This is a genomic window from Peribacillus sp. NPDC076916 (genome assembly GCF_050269675.1).
Classification (GTDB): Bacteria; Bacillota; Bacilli; order Bacillales; family DSM-1321; genus Peribacillus; species Peribacillus aracenensis.
Map to the genome: position 1 here is coordinate 350,402 of NZ_JBNNIU010000001.1, position 15,059 is coordinate 365,460.

Annotated in this window: 16 protein-coding genes; 7 read left to right on the forward strand and 9 right to left on the reverse strand. The window is 39.5% G+C overall.

Annotated features, from left to right (window positions below; genetic code table 11):
- The first annotated feature begins 145 nt into the window (after window positions 1-145).
- Window positions 146-349 carry a cold-shock protein gene (locus tag ACQKFG_RS01755; RefSeq protein ID WP_061462203.1) on the forward strand — a complete coding sequence of 68 codons (204 nt, stop codon included), beginning with the start codon at window positions 146-148 and terminating at the stop codon, window positions 347-349.
- Window positions 350-448: 99 nt separating this feature from the next.
- Here the strand turns inward: ACQKFG_RS01755 and ACQKFG_RS01760 are convergent, their stop codons facing one another.
- The 3 genes from ACQKFG_RS01760 to ACQKFG_RS01770 are packed head-to-tail and all read right to left on the reverse strand — an operon-like array spanning window position 449 to window position 3,670.
- Complete coding sequence (locus tag ACQKFG_RS01760; protein WP_427555731.1) at window positions 449-2,416, reverse strand: DUF6449 domain-containing protein; 1,968 nt, start codon at window positions 2,414-2,416, stop codon at window positions 449-451.
- Window positions 2,391-3,290, reverse strand: coding sequence for an ABC transporter ATP-binding protein (locus ACQKFG_RS01765; RefSeq protein WP_427555734.1), 900 nt, complete (start codon window positions 3,288-3,290; stop codon window positions 2,391-2,393). The genes ACQKFG_RS01760 and ACQKFG_RS01765 overlap by 26 nt, the downstream gene beginning before the upstream one ends.
- Window positions 3,287-3,670 carry a GntR family transcriptional regulator gene (locus tag ACQKFG_RS01770; RefSeq protein WP_427555737.1) on the reverse strand — a complete coding sequence of 128 codons (384 nt, stop codon included), beginning with the start codon at window positions 3,668-3,670 and terminating at the stop codon, window positions 3,287-3,289. Before ACQKFG_RS01770 ends, ACQKFG_RS01765 begins: the two co-directional genes overlap by 4 nt.
- A gap of 181 nt (window positions 3,671-3,851) precedes the next feature.
- Here ACQKFG_RS01770 and ACQKFG_RS01775 point away from each other — a divergent pair, with 181 nt between their 5' ends.
- Window positions 3,852-4,268: an organic hydroperoxide resistance protein gene (locus ACQKFG_RS01775; protein ID WP_076366919.1), complete on the forward strand. Its 417-nt coding sequence runs from the start codon at window positions 3,852-3,854 to the stop codon at window positions 4,266-4,268.
- A gap of 52 nt (window positions 4,269-4,320) precedes the next feature.
- Here ACQKFG_RS01775 and ACQKFG_RS01780 read toward each other — a convergent pair whose 3' ends face one another.
- Window positions 4,321-5,637 (reverse strand): MFS transporter, encoded by a 1,317-nt coding sequence (locus ACQKFG_RS01780; RefSeq protein ID WP_192203817.1) that lies wholly within the window; start codon window positions 5,635-5,637, stop codon window positions 4,321-4,323.
- A gap of 215 nt (window positions 5,638-5,852) precedes the next feature.
- Here ACQKFG_RS01780 and ACQKFG_RS01785 point away from each other — a divergent pair, with 215 nt between their 5' ends.
- From ACQKFG_RS01785 to yidC, 3 genes are all read left to right on the forward strand, one after another.
- Window positions 5,853-6,674 carry a glycerophosphodiester phosphodiesterase gene (locus ACQKFG_RS01785; protein ID WP_349729568.1) on the forward strand — a complete coding sequence of 274 codons (822 nt, stop codon included), beginning with the start codon at window positions 5,853-5,855 and terminating at the stop codon, window positions 6,672-6,674.
- Window positions 6,675-7,570: 896 nt separating this feature from the next.
- Window positions 7,571-7,858, forward strand: a complete 288-nt coding sequence (locus ACQKFG_RS01790; RefSeq protein WP_192203815.1) for a hypothetical protein — start codon at window positions 7,571-7,573, stop codon at window positions 7,856-7,858.
- A gap of 28 nt (window positions 7,859-7,886) precedes the next feature.
- Complete coding sequence (gene yidC, locus ACQKFG_RS01795; RefSeq protein ID WP_342615307.1) at window positions 7,887-8,672, forward strand: membrane protein insertase YidC; 786 nt, start codon at window positions 7,887-7,889, stop codon at window positions 8,670-8,672.
- 123 nt (window positions 8,673-8,795) lie between these two features.
- On the opposite strand, the gene ACQKFG_RS01800 is transcribed toward yidC, so the two are convergent.
- The gene (locus ACQKFG_RS01800; protein ID WP_353618332.1) at window positions 8,796-8,882 is read right to left on the reverse strand and encodes an IS3 family transposase; all 87 of its coding nucleotides are present in this window, start codon (window positions 8,880-8,882) and stop codon (window positions 8,796-8,798) included.
- A 346-nt stretch (window positions 8,883-9,228) separates the two neighbouring features.
- Here ACQKFG_RS01800 and ACQKFG_RS01805 point away from each other — a divergent pair, with 346 nt between their 5' ends.
- Window positions 9,229-9,375, forward strand: coding sequence for a hypothetical protein (locus ACQKFG_RS01805; protein ID WP_427555744.1), 147 nt, complete (start codon window positions 9,229-9,231; stop codon window positions 9,373-9,375).
- 227 nt (window positions 9,376-9,602) lie between these two features.
- On the opposite strand, the gene cphA is transcribed toward ACQKFG_RS01805, so the two are convergent.
- Complete coding sequence (gene cphA, locus ACQKFG_RS01810) at window positions 9,603-12,224, reverse strand: cyanophycin synthetase (RefSeq protein WP_427555746.1); 2,622 nt, start codon at window positions 12,222-12,224, stop codon at window positions 9,603-9,605.
- A complete protein-coding gene (locus ACQKFG_RS01815) occupies window positions 12,221-13,033 on the reverse strand; it encodes a cyanophycinase (RefSeq protein ID WP_349729564.1) in 813 nt (270 codons plus the stop codon). The genes cphA and ACQKFG_RS01815 overlap by 4 nt, the downstream gene beginning before the upstream one ends.
- Before the next feature lie 177 nt (window positions 13,034-13,210).
- On the opposite strand from ACQKFG_RS01815, the gene ACQKFG_RS01820 reads away from it, so the two are divergent.
- Window positions 13,211-13,633, forward strand: coding sequence for a pyridoxamine 5'-phosphate oxidase family protein (locus tag ACQKFG_RS01820; RefSeq protein ID WP_192203810.1), 423 nt, complete (start codon window positions 13,211-13,213; stop codon window positions 13,631-13,633).
- A gap of 148 nt (window positions 13,634-13,781) precedes the next feature.
- Here ACQKFG_RS01820 and ACQKFG_RS01825 read toward each other — a convergent pair whose 3' ends face one another.
- Both ACQKFG_RS01825 and ACQKFG_RS01830 read right to left on the reverse strand, forming a co-directional pair.
- Window positions 13,782-14,828, reverse strand: coding sequence for a M42 family metallopeptidase (locus tag ACQKFG_RS01825; RefSeq protein WP_427555751.1), 1,047 nt, complete (start codon window positions 14,826-14,828; stop codon window positions 13,782-13,784).
- Between the two features lie 91 nt (window positions 14,829-14,919).
- Window positions 14,920-15,057 carry a hypothetical protein gene (locus tag ACQKFG_RS01830; protein ID WP_192203808.1) on the reverse strand — a complete coding sequence of 46 codons (138 nt, stop codon included), beginning with the start codon at window positions 15,055-15,057 and terminating at the stop codon, window positions 14,920-14,922.
- Window positions 15,058-15,059: the final 2 nt, after the last annotated feature.

Consider the following 15,059-nt stretch of genomic DNA (forward strand, 5'->3'; position numbering starts at 1 on the left):
TTCTAGGATTTCACATATTATCAATCATCTTCGAATGATGACTTTAACTTGAATGAGGGTGCTGGATAATGTGTGAAATTGATTTTTCCATCCAGGTAAAATCATCACCATTAATATTTTTTAACTTTTTAGGAGGATTCATCGAATGACAGTAACAGGTAAAGTGAAATGGTTCAATAGTGACAAAGGATTTGGATTCATCGAAGTACCAAACGAAGATGATGTTTTCGTTCATTTTTCCGCCATTCAAGGAGAAGGTTTCAAGAGCCTTGATGAAGGTCAAGAGGTTGAATTTGAGATCGAAGAAGGAAACCGTGGACCTCAAGCTAAAAACGTCGTAAAACTCTAAAGCATAGATACACAAACATATTTGATAGGCAATGCAAAAGGAGGCCGCCATATTGGGCGGCCCCTTTCCCTGTATATATGTAAAAGCAAAATATTCACGTTATCTTTCATTAAAATGATCCAAAATGAAGCCTGGAACATGTTCGCCAGAAAAACTCTTGATATCCACATCTCTGCTTTCTTTATAATAAAAGGCAGCTGAATACTCTCCGCCCCAATCGATTTGAGCATTATCAATAGCCGTCTCGATTTCCAAAGCCGTCTTGATTTTCATGCGATTTGGCTGTTGTTCAATCTGCTGTGCAAGTTCACTTTCAGATTTCGAATGATAAAATTCCGAATCGGTTTTCGCAACCAGGATATAAGAGATATCATCAGCCATTAACCGCGCTTTTTCATATTGATCGGTACTTTCCATCCATTTTGAAAACTGAGTATATGAAGAGTCCCAATTCATATAAATGGTTTTGTTATTATTCAAAAGAATTTCGATGGAGGCATAATCACCAAAAGAAGATGTCATTTGGGTAAACGATTGATTATTCAGATCCTCCGACAATGCCTTTACAGCAGCTTCCAACTGTTGACCGTCCGTGATCGTTATTGATTTGTCCACTTGTCCGCTCGCCGTTATCTTGATTTTAGAAACGTCTACAGCGGATACATTCAATAACTCGTTAACCATTTTTTTATATTCATTCGACTCATAAATTTTCGCCAACAGTGGCATGTATGAGTCGTAATTTTGCAAATGATACTCTCTTGTTAACCGTTTTTCATTCTTGAGTTCATACATCAGAAATACGGATTGTCCATCATTCACTTCACCAATGGAAACCTTTTTACCCTTATCGATAATTTCCTGATGCAATAACCTGATCGCTTCTATATTTTCCTTCTCTTTAAGATGATTGAAAGCTTTTTTCGACGTGTCATCATCTTCAAAAAATAAAGGAGAATCGCCAATATAAATTTGGCTAATCATCTTTTCATCAGGTATCTTGGCCTTATACTGAAGGGGATCTATTCTTATAATGAGTGCCAGCACAATGATAGCCACTATAAATGCTACATAACCTTTCAGGTTGACCCGTATTCGCCAAGTCTTTTGCAGGACGATTTCCCCTAAATAATATCCAAGCAAAGAACCGACAGCATATCCGAAGAAAATCCACCCAGGTTCACCTGTCGTTTCGCTAAAATAAAGCCCAGTAAACAGCATCATGCATAATGTCAGGCCGAATTTAAATAATGGCTTAATCTTCGGGTAAACAAATGCCTGCGACACATGCTCCAGCTTTCTCCTCTCATAGAGAAAAAGAGAGCAGATCAGAAATAGAAAGGTTAATATACTATAAATTAATGTATTGATAGAGAAGAAAGTGATTTTATCCATCTCCGTTGCTGCTAATAAGGGGGAGATGCCATTCATATTGGCACTTAGATAATAATCTGCAGAAAATCCTGCTATCAAAAACTTCACATTGGCTGCAAACAAAACAAACAGCCCCACCGGCAAAGCAAGAAAAATATAGGTCAGCAATCCTTGAAATGCTGATAATCCCGTCACCATTCCAACAAGAACGGCAACAGAAAAGATCAAAGTTTCCAAAATGAATGTAGTCCCCATCCAAGACCATATATCCGTCATGGTATATAGCCTTTCTATATCAATTGCCGAGTGAAATAATATCAATATTGAACCTGTAAGTAAAATCGGCAAACCCATGAAGCCAATTCCCGTCCCAATCATATGAACGTAGATGCTGCGTCTAGTAATCGGTAAACTATGAATAAAGTCTGAAGCTTGTTTCATTTGTAAGAACCGAAAAAGGAAGATGGCAAGTAATACTGGAATAACGATGACCAAGACAAACTGTATCATCTGCTGACAGGAAAAAAGGTTTTCGAATTCCACATAATCATTATTCTCATTCAAGATAATCGCTAACATTTTCAAAGGCAGAGCAAATATGAGGCCTACGAGAGACAGGAAGCCAATCCAGCCAGTAGTTCTGAAAATATAGATAATCAGTTCTCTATTAAACCAGGTTATTCTGGATGACATAACCGATATCCCCCATTTCATAAATGAATATCTCCTCCAGAGTAAGTGGGAGAATATCTAATATTTCTGGCTGAAACTGATTAAAGTGCGATTTAATCATGGATTCTTTACCTTTAACGATGCAAACGATCACGCTGCCGCGTCTTTCCTTGTTAAGAATTTGAATTCCGCGATATAATCCGTGGGGAATTTTATGTTTGAAGGCAATTTGCACTTTATGTACATCGGCTTTTAAGTCATCCAAATCCTTCTTGATAACAAGCTCACCCTTGTGTAAAATCCCTACATGATCGGCTAAATCTTCAATTTCCCGGAGATTATGGGACGATAGTAAAATCGTCATATCCCTTTCCGAGACATCCTGAATCAACAACTGTCTCACATTTTTACGCATGACCGGATCTAATCCATCAAACGGTTCATCCAGGATGAGAACTTCCGGCATCGTCGAGAGTGCGAGCCAAAAAGCAACCTGTCTCTGCATCCCCTTCGATAGTTTATGTATTTTAGATTGGATGGGGATCTGGAATATTTCCTGTAATTGATAGAAACGTTCTTGATTCCACTCACTATAAATATGACTATAAAAACCTGCCATTTGCATGATCGTATAGTTAGCCAGAAAATAAGGTGTATCAGGAAGGAAGAAACAACGATTTTTCACTACACGGTTTTCAAACACATATGATCGATCAATAAGAACTTCACCTGCGTCCTGTATCAGATTGCCTGAAAGCATTTTTAATAAAGTCGTTTTCCCCGCCCCATTTGAACCTAATAACCCGAATATGGAGCCTTTTTGTATGACTAAGGTGACGTTTTTGATCGCTTCTTTTCCTTCATATAATTTACTCACCTGTTTTAATTCAATCATGATTCTCCCCCCATTGCCAATGGGCTGATTTCCTTTATTAATCTATAAATTTCATGTTTATCGATTCCGATATACAGAGCTTCAGCGAGTACCTTTGAGAGCTCGTTTCTGATCTTTTCTTCTTTTAATGAGTTTTTTAAATATTTAGGAGGTGCCACAAAATTCCCTTTGCCTGGCAATGTATATATAAACCCATCAGATTCAAGCTGCTTGTACGCTTTCTGGATCGTATTTGGATTGATGGTCAATTCCTGAGCCAATATTCGTATGGATGGAAGCTGATTATGTTCCTGTAAAACTTCATTGATCATTAGTTCCTTAAACTTATCCATCAATTGCTCATATATCGGCTTTCCACTTTGGACATCCAACTCAAACATCATCAACCCCTCCTGGCAAATGGGTGTATTACATCTCCTAATACAGTACATTATAAAACAATATCTTCCATTTTAAAACCGATTTCAAACAATACCATCCATACATTTGCTTTCATTTTGTTTAACACGACTTACATTAGGGAACTAAAGATAATAAGAATGAACAAAGGAGTTGTTTTCATTGAAACCATTATATACAGCTACAGTTACCGTACACGGTGGTCGTGAGGGACATGTAAAATCAGAGGACGGGATTCTGGATTTCGATGTGAGGTCACCGAAGGAATTAGGTGGTTCCGGTGAGCGCGCTACAAATCCTGAACAGCTATTTGCAGCCGGCTATGCCGCATGTTTTGATAGTGCCTTGAATCTTGTTCTGCAAAAAGAAAAGAAAAAAGTCGATACTTCCGTTACGGCAAATGTCACGATCGGTAAAGATGAGGAAGACGGTGGTTTTAAATTGGCTGTAAGGTTGGATGTTTCGATCCCGGACCTAAGCAGGGAAGAAGCCGAAGACTTTGCCAAAAAAGCTCACATGACCTGCCCATATTCAAAAGCAACTCGCGGGAACGTCGATGTCACCTTGATTTTAGTATAAAAATATGCAAGGGAATGGATACGGCATTAAGGCCGGCTCCATTCCCTTTTTACTATTTCACTTCTTCCAATCCCTTCAGCTTCAAAAGAAAGCCCAGGCCTATTACTGTCATGATGATCAGTGACCCTAATGCCATCCGGCTCGCCAATGTACCGAGGTCATGGAATACCAACGTTATCGTCCCATATAAAAGCGGACCGATTATGGAAGAAACTTTTCCGGAAAATGCAAATAGTCCAAAAAATTGCCCCCTTTTCCCTACCGGGGTCAATTCAACGATATATGTCCGTGATGTCACCCACATCGAACCTAGTGAAATGCCGAACATACTCCCTGCAATCCAGAACCAAAGAGCCGTTTGTGCGAAGACTGCAATAAATAAAGCGACCAAGAGCAGAACTCCCACATATGTCACAGCTAGTCGCGGACCCTTCGACTGCGTGATATATCCAAACAGAAACGATCCGGCAATACTCGAAACTGTCGATACCAAGTAAAGCAAAATGAATCCGCTTGAGGAAAATCCAACAACAGTCTTGGCATATACGGCCATCATGCCGATAGTGGTTGCAATTGCATCGTTTAAAAAGAAATAAGCAATCATGAATGTAAAAACCGATCGATAAGATTGCATCTCTTTAAATGTTGATTTAATTTCCTTATAACCTGATAAAAAAGGTTGTTTCGCTTTTTGTTGTTTTGGAGTCTCTTTTAAAAAAAAGAATAAAGGAAGGGAAAAAACCAGAAATAAAATGGCCGTCGGAATAAAGGCTTCATGTGAACTCCCCTTACTAATGAATGGATAGATCGACAGTCCCACTAACGTTCCAAGATAGCCTACCGCCACTCCAAATCCTGATATAAGCGGCAATTGCTGTTTCGTGCCTAAATCACTCATCATCGTATCATAGAAAACAAGACTCGAATGATAGAAAAACTTTGCTATCACAAATAAAAGAATGACGATTGCTAAAGAAATTGGAATGCCCAGAAGCTTTCCTTCGAACGGAGCCCCTCCAAATACCCCCATTAAAAATGTACATACAACAGAAATGAGTGTAAAAATTATAATGTATTTTTTCATTTTTCCCGTTCGATCGATCATGACTCCGAACAGCGGGGAAAATAAAACAAGAAACAAACTGGCAATCGCATTAGCGTAGGAGATGAAGGTACTTGCAATCTGATCAAGAACGGCATTTTCCCCAATCTGTTCCTGGAGGAAGAATGGAAAGAAAATCGTATTGATATTAGAAGAAAAAATCGTATTGGCAAAATCGTAAAACGCCCAAGAGAGAATGGGCAGGGAAAAATACAAACCAAAATTCCCCTTCCATTTTTTAGACTTCGGTTTCACCTGCAATTCCATCCGCTTTCCCTCCTTTATAGATGCTTAAATTATATGTATTCCATACCTTTCCAATAAATCCTTTAAGCCTGGATTATAACATTGTGTAAAACATGATTTTTTCCTGGCTAACATGTAAAATTATGAAATGAGGCTGAGCTGCTGACTTCTTCTTTATATTCTTTAAGTTTGGGTAAAGGATATTTAAAATAATGTGCCTAATAGGAGTGTAAAAGATGATTGCATTTATTCTTATTATCTTGTTAACCATACTTGTACTGTTCGCTATCTACGCTAAAAGATCAAAGAGCGATTTCCCTGAAAGCTTCATAATGCAGCATTCCCCCCTTAAAATTGGACATCGCGGTGCATCTGGATATTGCCCCGAGAATACAATGGCATCTTATATTAAAGCAATTGAATTGGGAGCTGATTTCCTGGAAGTGGATATCCATCTTAGTAAAGATGATGTACTTGTGGTTCATCATGATCCCACACTGGATCGAACCACAAACGGCAAAGGGAGCCTCCGTAATTACACGGCAGCCGAATTAAAGGAATTGGATGCAGGAAGCTGGTATCATTCTCGCTATAAGAATGAGAGGATTCCTTTACTGAGTGAGGTATTGGAGAATTTCGGGTCAGAAGTTGGAATCTTAATCGAAATAAAACATCCATCTGCTTATCCTGGCATTGAACAAAAACTTGCAGAAGAATTAGAGAAATTCCGAGAATATTCAACAAGTAAAAATAGGATAATGGTACATTCGTTCGATATGGAATCCATGAAAAGGTTTCATCAATTAATGCCGGACATACAAGTGGGCGTTTTGATTAAACGGCGAATTAATGACCAAAAATTAAAAGAGATTGCCGAATTTGCATCATTTTTGAATCCAAAGCAAACGATTTTAAGTACGAAGCTGCAAATGCGAATCCAAAAGCATGGTATGAAAGTATATACATGGACCGTCAACAATAAAAAACAAATGCGCATGTTCAAAAAGATGCAGGTAGATGGCATCATTTCTGATTTTCCTGATTATTTCTTGGATTGAAACTTTGAAAGTGTTTTTCTTTATAAACGTTCCAGTTGATTTAAGAACTCCTCCCCTTTCAACATCTAGCGAGATCTTGACTAGCCAGCTATTCGGTAGGGGTATTGCAAATTCCTCCAATCCAGTCAGGGTTTCATTTCAAGTCTTCTTTTATAATCATGGTTCGGGGTGAGACCATTTCGAACTCCCCCTATGTCGACTGAACAATCCGCAAATGCGGATTTTTTTTTTAATAACATTGAAATGATCGTATCTCATGCCCACCCGTACCATAATAGGCCATCGCTGTCGCCCCGTCACCATCGATAACCTGCCACGGAATTTAACCGACAAGTTGGGGGAAAAACAAAATGAGCGGACATTCTTAAGCCATACATAAGTATGTTGGTAAAAGCGCCCATTCATTGAACCAGCGTCAATTGCCTTATACATTCCATCGTGAAGTTGTGGAATAAATAAAGGCGGAGCTATATGAGCGGTCCTCCTCTGTAGGACGGACCGGGCGGGCCAGGCAGAATCCTTACTTCCATTATTTGATTTCTTAATGGATTATCCATGCTTCGGGGATGTGCATTTTGATATAAATTATTTTCAGTACCATTATGGTGGTTCTGTTTTTCGAATGAATTGAGCCACCTTTTATCCGTATGTGGACGAATGACCATGTGTGAAATCTTCGCTCTCAAATCCAGGTTCTATATGAACTTTAATCATAAATTGATGCACCAGAAAATATTCCCTGTTTATTTTTTGAAAAAATCCCTATATTTTTTGGCATTCTTGTACTAGAATTTGATATAGTGTTCTTAATGATTTAAACTTATTCCAGTCCCGAAATCGTTTTTGGGGACCAACCGAACTAAATTTTCTTATCTTAGAAAAAACGAGGGATTCCTATGTGGGAATTATTATTAGAATTCGATTATCAGACCGTTCGCCATGCGGTATGGGCAGGTTACTTATTTACCTTTGTCTTTCCACTGGCTGCGTTTTACTTCTTAAATAAAAAGCAATCACTCTTGAACGACAAATATCAAGCTTCCGTCCATACAGATAAAAGTAAATCCCCAGTTCAGAAAGGCAACATTTTTGACTGGCGCGGTGCACAGCGCTTTTTCACATTTATCCGGCACAAGGATTCACCAGATGATTCCGATGAGCCAAGCCTCCTTCTCGTTGTTTAAACAATAACAATTCGAGGAGGAAATTATATTGAATAAGAAAAACATGCTTTTAATTGCCGTCCTATTTTTGGCAACGACCCTTTTGACAGGTTGCTCAGCAGCAACGAGCGGACCATTTCATACTGCATTGGTTAACCCGATGACAAAAATGCTAGAATTTAATGCTCATTTATTTAATGGCAACTATGGTTTAAGCATCATCATGATGACATTTTTGATTCGCCTTGTCTTGCTTCCACTGACTGCCAAGCAATATAAAACACAGCTTAGCATGAAAACGAAGATGAATGGGCTGAAACCGGAAATGACAGCAATCCAGCAGAAAATCAAAGAGACGAAAGATCCAGCTAAACAAAAGGCCCTTCAGCAGGAAATGATGCAGCTTTACCAAAAGCATGGAGTCAATCCTTTAAACATGGGATGTCTGCCGCTCTTGATTCAAATGCCGATTCTAATGGGCTTTTATTATGCGATTCAAGGTTCCCATGAAATTGCGACCCATAATTTCCTTTGGTACAGTCTTGGCCAGCCGAATATTGCCATGGCGATTATTGCTGGTGTCATTTATTACTTCCAATCGGTCATTTCCATGAGACAAATGCCGGAAGAACAGCAGAAACAAATGAAGCTGATGAGCCTGCTCTCACCAGCAATGATTTTATTCATTTCTTTCTCTGCTCCTGCTGCATTGCCGCTGTATTGGTCGATCGGAGGTATATTCATGATTGTTCAGTCAATCGTGCTTCAGCGAATATATAAAAAAGACCATGCCGCTGTCCCGGCTGCAAATGAAACGGTTATCAAAAAAAGCTAATCCACTTGGGTTAGCTCATACTGTAGACAAACTGATCTGACCCAATAAAGTTAGACATATAGTTTAATTATCTTCTAAGACCTGAGTTCGATCTTCTATCGGACTCAGGTCTTTTAATTTTCCCTACATACGTTTGTGGTTATAGTAATAAATATACTGATCCAATTCCTTTTCAAAGTGCTCTGCTCTTTTAAATACTATTCTCAGCATCACACAGTCCTACTGTGTGAATAACAACTTCATTCATTTATAACCTCATGAGTTTTATAACAATATCAGTAGTCTCATTCTCTTGATTTAAACTAGAAAGAAGGATTATTTGACGCGCCTGCACATATGAATGAAAAAAAGAAATTTAAATGAATGTATCCGATTTATTTACCTAATTTCAACTATTAAAAGTTTTGTATTAGTTTTATCGAATTATTTCATATAAGTTTAGAAAGGAGAATCTAATTGGGATAATAATAAGGAACTAATTACTTCAGAAATAAATCAACTTTTAATAAGTACTAATCAACACGATTCATTAAAAGGTTTACAAACAATTGGCTCCATGGGAGAACAAGCAATTCCAATCTTAAGAGAAATGCTCAGAAATAATGAAAACAGTGATTTAAAAACGATGGCAATTGTTGTTTTAGGAGAAATAGGAGAAAAAGCCTCTATAGCAGTTCCTGAGTTAATTAATGAACTTGACTAGGATTGCTATTGAATCTTTATCGATTTCACTAGAATCAATCATGGCTAAAGCCCAACTAGCCCAAAAACGTACTTCTTCATTCTTACTTTTTGAGATCTCTTGTTTTAAACTATGAATGCTTTTAGTACCTATACGTACCAAGCTGAGACTAGCAGCCATTCTTATTCTACTATATGGGGAAGGAAATTATTAGAACGTGCACTCCGCAGGGCGGAATGCACGTTCTTTTATTTCTTCGGCAGTGGATTAGTTGAAACCTTTTCGAAAAACCTCTCTACATATTCGAAATCCGTGTAAAAGAACAATAATAGGTCACCCGGTTGTGATGTTTCCCAGGCTTTTATGAATGCGTCCAATTCATTAGGTTCGATGAATATCCGATTTTTCTGTAACCCAGCTTCTACGGCAGCTTCCTGAAGCAGCCCGGCTACTTCGTACGGTTCCCTTCCACGTAAATCATCATCTTCTTTAATGATGAATAGATCAGAATTCATGGCCGCCACCTTGGAGAGCCTGGTAAGCTCTTCATTAATACGATCCCCTGGTCCTGCCAAAACAGTGATTAGACGATTTTTATTATAGGCACTGACCGTTTCGAATATAGCCTTCAATCCAGCTTCATTATGAGCATAGTCGATGATGATCGTGCGCTCTTTCAACTTCTTTAAATTGAAACGTCCTTTGGACAAATTCGTATCAGGCATAAATGTGGCAGCCTTCCTTCTTAGTTCTTCCATTGAAACGCCTTGTGTTTCGGCTGCGGCTAACGCCTGAAGTAAATTGGCGATATTATGACGTGCCATGCCGGAAATCGTAATTGGAATAACGGTGCAATCCATGAATGGATGGATGACTCCATCAGATGAATGACAAATCACGCCTTGTTCATTGACGAACCAAACTTTACATCCACCATTAATCGCAGCCTTAACGTGAGGCTGGGTGGCATCTGTAGAGGTGTAAATGACCTCCCCATCTGTATAGGCGTTCATGGCAGCTACATTCGGATCATCTGCATTCAGCACACAATAACCTGTTTTCATTACGACTTCGGCAATCAGCCTCTTTAATTTTATGAGATCATCCAATGTATCGATTCCATCACGGCCGAGGTGATCCTCACTTACATTGGTGATGATCCCCACATCACATTTCCGAAAAGCCAGACCTTCACGCAGAATTCCGCCCCGGGCCGTTTCCAATACGGCTACATCAACTTCAGGATGGGCCAATACCATTCTTGCACTGACAGGGCCACTGCAGTCACCTTGATCCAATACCTCATCGCCGATATATACTCCATCAGAATTTGTCATGCCAACCTTTGTTTTTTCATTAGTAAGAAAATAATGAACCAATCGCGTCGTTGTCGTCTTTCCATTTGTTCCGGTCACTGCGATGATCGGTATAGCAGCCTCTTCCCTAGTCGGAAATAAGTAATCGACAATGGCTTTGCCTACATCCCTTTTTTTTCCTTCACTCGGATAATGATGCATTCGAATTCCCGGTGCAGCATTCACTTCAATAATCGCAGTCCTTGAATGTTCGATTGGCTTTGATATATCCTCACAGATAAAATCTATTCCGGCTATATCCAAACCAATCGCTTTCGCGGCAGCAACAGCCATATTTTTTATGGTGGGGTGAACCTGGTCCGTTACATCGATTGCCTTTCCACCAGTCGAAAGATTTGCATTGCCCACAACTTGAACCAATTCCCCTTGATTCGGAATGGTTTCGAGCGTCCGATTCGATTTTTCCAAGTAGCATGTCACGGTATGTGTAAGCGGGATTTTTGACATCGGCTTTTCATGACCTTCTCCCCGCAACTCATTACAATTTTCCTTTTCTATCAAACTGCGTATCGTTTCCTTACCGTTTCCAATAACATAGGGAGGAAGCCTCAAACTAGCGGCGATAAGTTCTCCGTTGACTATCAGTAACCGATAATCATGTCCTTCAATATGCCGTTCGACTATGTACTTCTCCACATGCAACTCCAAACAATTAATTACATTGAATAGCTCATCCTTATTTTTGATATGAGTGATGACACCTTGCCCCTGTCTTCCATTATACGGTTTTATGACCAGTGGAAAACCCAGCCTGTCCGCCGAGGCAAAGATATCTTCAATCGAATGGGCAACTTCCCCTTCAGGTACAGGGAGGCCACATCCTCTTAAAATTGATTTGGTCAATGATTTGTCACATGAATTCTCAACGGCAATATTCGAAGTTTGGCTAGATATTGTTGCCTGGACATACTTCTGCCTTGCACCGGTTCCTAAACGCAGTAAGCTTTCATCACCCATTCGCTCGACAGGGATATCTTTTGCCTGCGCTGCCTTAAAAATGGCTTCGGTACTTGGCCCCAGTTTATTTTTATAATATAACTGCTCTATTTGTTTTACATAAGATTGTACATTTATAAGTTTTTCACCACTCAGGATCGCTTCCACGATATCTTTTGCTGCTAAAAAAGCTTGAAAACCTGAGTGAGGCTCCTGATAGTCAAAGGTAACATAATAAACACCTTTTTTTTCCATCATTATCGTTTTTCCACGAATGGCTTCGATTCCGGCCAAGTTTTGAAGCTCAATCGTCATATGCTCCAATATATGTCCCATCCATGTTCCTTTTCTCAGCCTTTCGGCGAAACCGCCTCGATACCCTTTTGAACATGTATGGCTTCCCAAGTTCGGGAGCGTCTTTAACAATTTTTCATTGAATCCAGGTATTGAATCAGATGGTTTCTGTTCAAGTTTCCCTATATCCAATTCAATGCAAATCGTAGGTGTATAAGCAAAATAATTAGGTCCTTTTAAATAACGGACTCGATTGATCTTCATTGTTGGATCCCCTTTTTCATCAACAATTTCCTGGTAAGCAGGTCAAAACGGTATCCCCTTGTTAGGGCATGAAGGTTAAATCCCGAAAGAGTCAACTCTTCACTGCCATTATCAGAAGTTGTGATACTGATATAATCACTGGTGCTGCCATCAAGAACCAATACTTGATGTTGGCCAACAACTTCAAAATGACCGTCTTTAACTAAAATTGCTGTATTTTCATCAATGCCAATACCCATAATTTCTTTTTTCCCTGCTATCGCACTTAACAGACGGTCAAAGCGGCCACGCTGGGAAAAATGTTGATCGATTATCAGGCCGTCAAGGAAGCCGAAACCTACTCCAATTTCAACCTTTAATTTATTGTCATTCAGCATCGTGTCAGCAGCGACGATCATATACTTACCTAAAATCGAAGCGCCAGCACTTGTCCCTGCTATCACCATTCCTTTATGCCAGGCTTTAGAAAGGGCATCGTGGAACTTGGTTTTACCAATCAGTTCAGACAATCGGCTTTGGTTTCCCCCTGAAATGAAGATAGCTGAAAAAGATTTCAGCTGTTCACAAATTTCTGGATCGTCTGCATCCTGCCTTGAATCCAGCTTGATCACTTCCACCCTGTTCACGCCTAAATTCCTGAAGATCTTGATATACTCTGCACTCACTTCCTCAGGAATTTCACTTGCTGAAGGCAATATTCCTATTCCGCCGTCGTTATGGGCTGCAAGCTCGACAAATTTATTTAATACTTCACCTTCAAGGCACTTATCCTCTGCCCCTCCAATGATAAGTAATTCACCACAATTCATTCATCATACTCACCTTTACAAATGGATTGATTAACATCATGAAACAGAACACATAATGACTAGTATGGCAACTTCTTTCAGTCTTCATTCATAAAAATGGCAAACTGCATAATTTTGTTTAACTTAAAGGAAAAAGAGGAAAAGTAATAGAGTAAAAAATAAAAGGAGTGTGCAAAAATGAGCCAAACCCAAATAAAAGAAAAAGTATTGAACATCATTCGTGATCATAAAATAGGAGTTTTATCGACAGTTGAAAACAACAAACCACATTCGCGCTATATGACATTCTTTAACGATGAATTAACTTTATACACACCAACGAGTGGAAAGACGGAAAAAATTGATGAAATTGAAAAGAATCCTAATGTTCATATTCTGATCGGCTATGATAATGAAGGATTAGGCGATTCCTACCTGGAAATCTCAGGTACCTCGAAAATAAACGACTCACAGGAACTAAAGGATAAATTATGGAATGAATCATTTGAAGATTGGTTCGAAGGTCCGAAAGATCCCAATTATTTAATCCTTCAAATTAAACCGGAAAGCATTCGGTTGATGAACAACAATGGGGAACCTCCACAAGAATTATCATTATAATTTGTCATTCACGAGTATTTGAACGTAATTCAAGAATAAAACAACGAAATTCACGAGTATTACGCAGAAACTCACGAGTATAATGAAACTTTCGCTAAAAACAGGAAAAGCCCGCACTCATCTGATATGAGTGCGGGCTTTTTTACGATTAAGCCAACTCTGATTGGATATAATGCAAAATCAGATTGGCTGTATGCTTTAATGAAGAGACATGCGTCCGCTCGAAGGCATGTGAAGCATCGATCCCCGGTCCGATCAGACCATGTACGACATCATATCCTGCCCGGATTGCAGCGGAAGCGTCCGAACCATAATATGGATAAATATCGACGCGATAGTCGACAGCATTTGCTTTGGAAAGGGCGACTAGATGCTGACGTAATTTATAATGATAAGGACCCGAGGAGTCTTTCGCACAAATGGAAACGCTGAATTCATCCGTTGATTGTCCGTCACCGATCGCTCCCATATCGACAGCTAGATATTCGACTGTTTTCTCAGGGATATTGGAATTGCCGCCATAACCTATTTCTTCATTGTTTGAAATCAGGAAATGGGTCGTATATGCCAATTTTATCTTTCCTGCGGAAATGAGGTCAATGATATGAAGCAGGATGCCGACGCTTGCTTTATCATCCAAATGCCTTGATTTCAAAAAGCCAGTATCCGTAACTTCCACCCTTGGCTCGAAGGAGACAAAATCTCCAACAGAAATGCCAATCGCTTCAGTTTCCGCTTTTGTTTTCACGACAGCATCTATCCGGACCTCAATTGTCTCATCATCACGCTTGGCATCCCCGGCATTTTTATATACGTGGACAGAGGTCTGATTGATTAATATGGTCCCGGTGATAATTGCTCCGTCAGCTGTGTGAATTTTACAATACTCCCCTTCGACTGAGTTCCAGCGAAAACCGCCGATCATCGTCAATTTAAGGCGGCCATTTGCCTTGATTTCCTTTACCATGGCACCCAGAGTATCGACATGGGCAGTCAACAATCGATGTTTGCCATCATCTTCCCCTTTTAATGAAGCAAGCAATGCCCCTTTATTCGTGACCTTGTAAGGAACCTTCCTTTGCTCCATGAAATCGGCCGCGTATTTAATGGCTTGATCTGTATAACCGGAGGGGCTGGGTATGGACACCAATTCTTTTATGTAAGATACGATTTCTTCCTCTTTGATAACACTCATGCATATCTCTCCTTTCCTCTTGTTCATTATATCTTTTCATGGCAACTTTTAACATATTAAAAGACCGCCAAAAGACGGTCCTTTAATCGATTTAACTCATATGAGCCAGAACAGGCAAGATGGCCATAACTAATGACGAAATCCCATATAATGCTAAATTCTCCATATTAACTTTTCTTTTCCACTTTTCGCGCCATACTTTGTATCTGCTCATTTCTTCGTTTCCCATAA

Bases quoted from the DNA above. Each gene is read 5' to 3' on its own strand.
- ACQKFG_RS01785 (WP_349729568.1), top strand. From the start codon at position 5,853: ATGATTGCATTTATTCTTATTATCTTGTTAACCATACTTGTACTGTTC.
- ACQKFG_RS01765 (WP_427555734.1), bottom strand. From the start codon at position 3,290: ATGATTGAATTAAAACAGGTGAGTAAATTATATGAAGGAAAAGAAGCG.
- ACQKFG_RS01760 (WP_427555731.1), bottom strand. From the start codon at position 2,416: ATGTCATCCAGAATAACCTGGTTTAATAGAGAACTGATTATCTATATT.
- ACQKFG_RS01820 (WP_192203810.1), top strand. From the start codon at position 13,211: ATGAGCCAAACCCAAATAAAAGAAAAAGTATTGAACATCATTCGTGAT.
- ACQKFG_RS01815 (WP_349729564.1), bottom strand. From the start codon at position 13,033: ATGAATTGTGGTGAATTACTTATCATTGGAGGGGCAGAGGATAAGTGC.
- ACQKFG_RS01825 (WP_427555751.1), bottom strand. From the start codon at position 14,828: ATGAGTGTTATCAAAGAGGAAGAAATCGTATCTTACATAAAAGAATTG.
- ACQKFG_RS01780 (WP_192203817.1), bottom strand. From the start codon at position 5,637: ATGGAATTGCAGGTGAAACCGAAGTCTAAAAAATGGAAGGGGAATTTT.
- ACQKFG_RS01790 (WP_192203815.1), top strand. From the start codon at position 7,571: ATGTGGGAATTATTATTAGAATTCGATTATCAGACCGTTCGCCATGCG.
- ACQKFG_RS01800 (WP_353618332.1), bottom strand. From the start codon at position 8,882: ATGCTGAGAATAGTATTTAAAAGAGCAGAGCACTTTGAAAAGGAATTG.
- ACQKFG_RS01770 (WP_427555737.1), bottom strand. From the start codon at position 3,670: ATGTTTGAGTTGGATGTCCAAAGTGGAAAGCCGATATATGAGCAATTG.
- ACQKFG_RS01805 (WP_427555744.1), top strand. From the start codon at position 9,229: ATGGGAGAACAAGCAATTCCAATCTTAAGAGAAATGCTCAGAAATAAT.
- cphA (WP_427555746.1), bottom strand. From the start codon at position 12,224: ATGAAGATCAATCGAGTCCGTTATTTAAAAGGACCTAATTATTTTGCT.
- ACQKFG_RS01755 (WP_061462203.1), top strand. From the start codon at position 146: ATGACAGTAACAGGTAAAGTGAAATGGTTCAATAGTGACAAAGGATTT.
- ACQKFG_RS01830 (WP_192203808.1), bottom strand. From the start codon at position 15,057: ATGGGAAACGAAGAAATGAGCAGATACAAAGTATGGCGCGAAAAGTGG.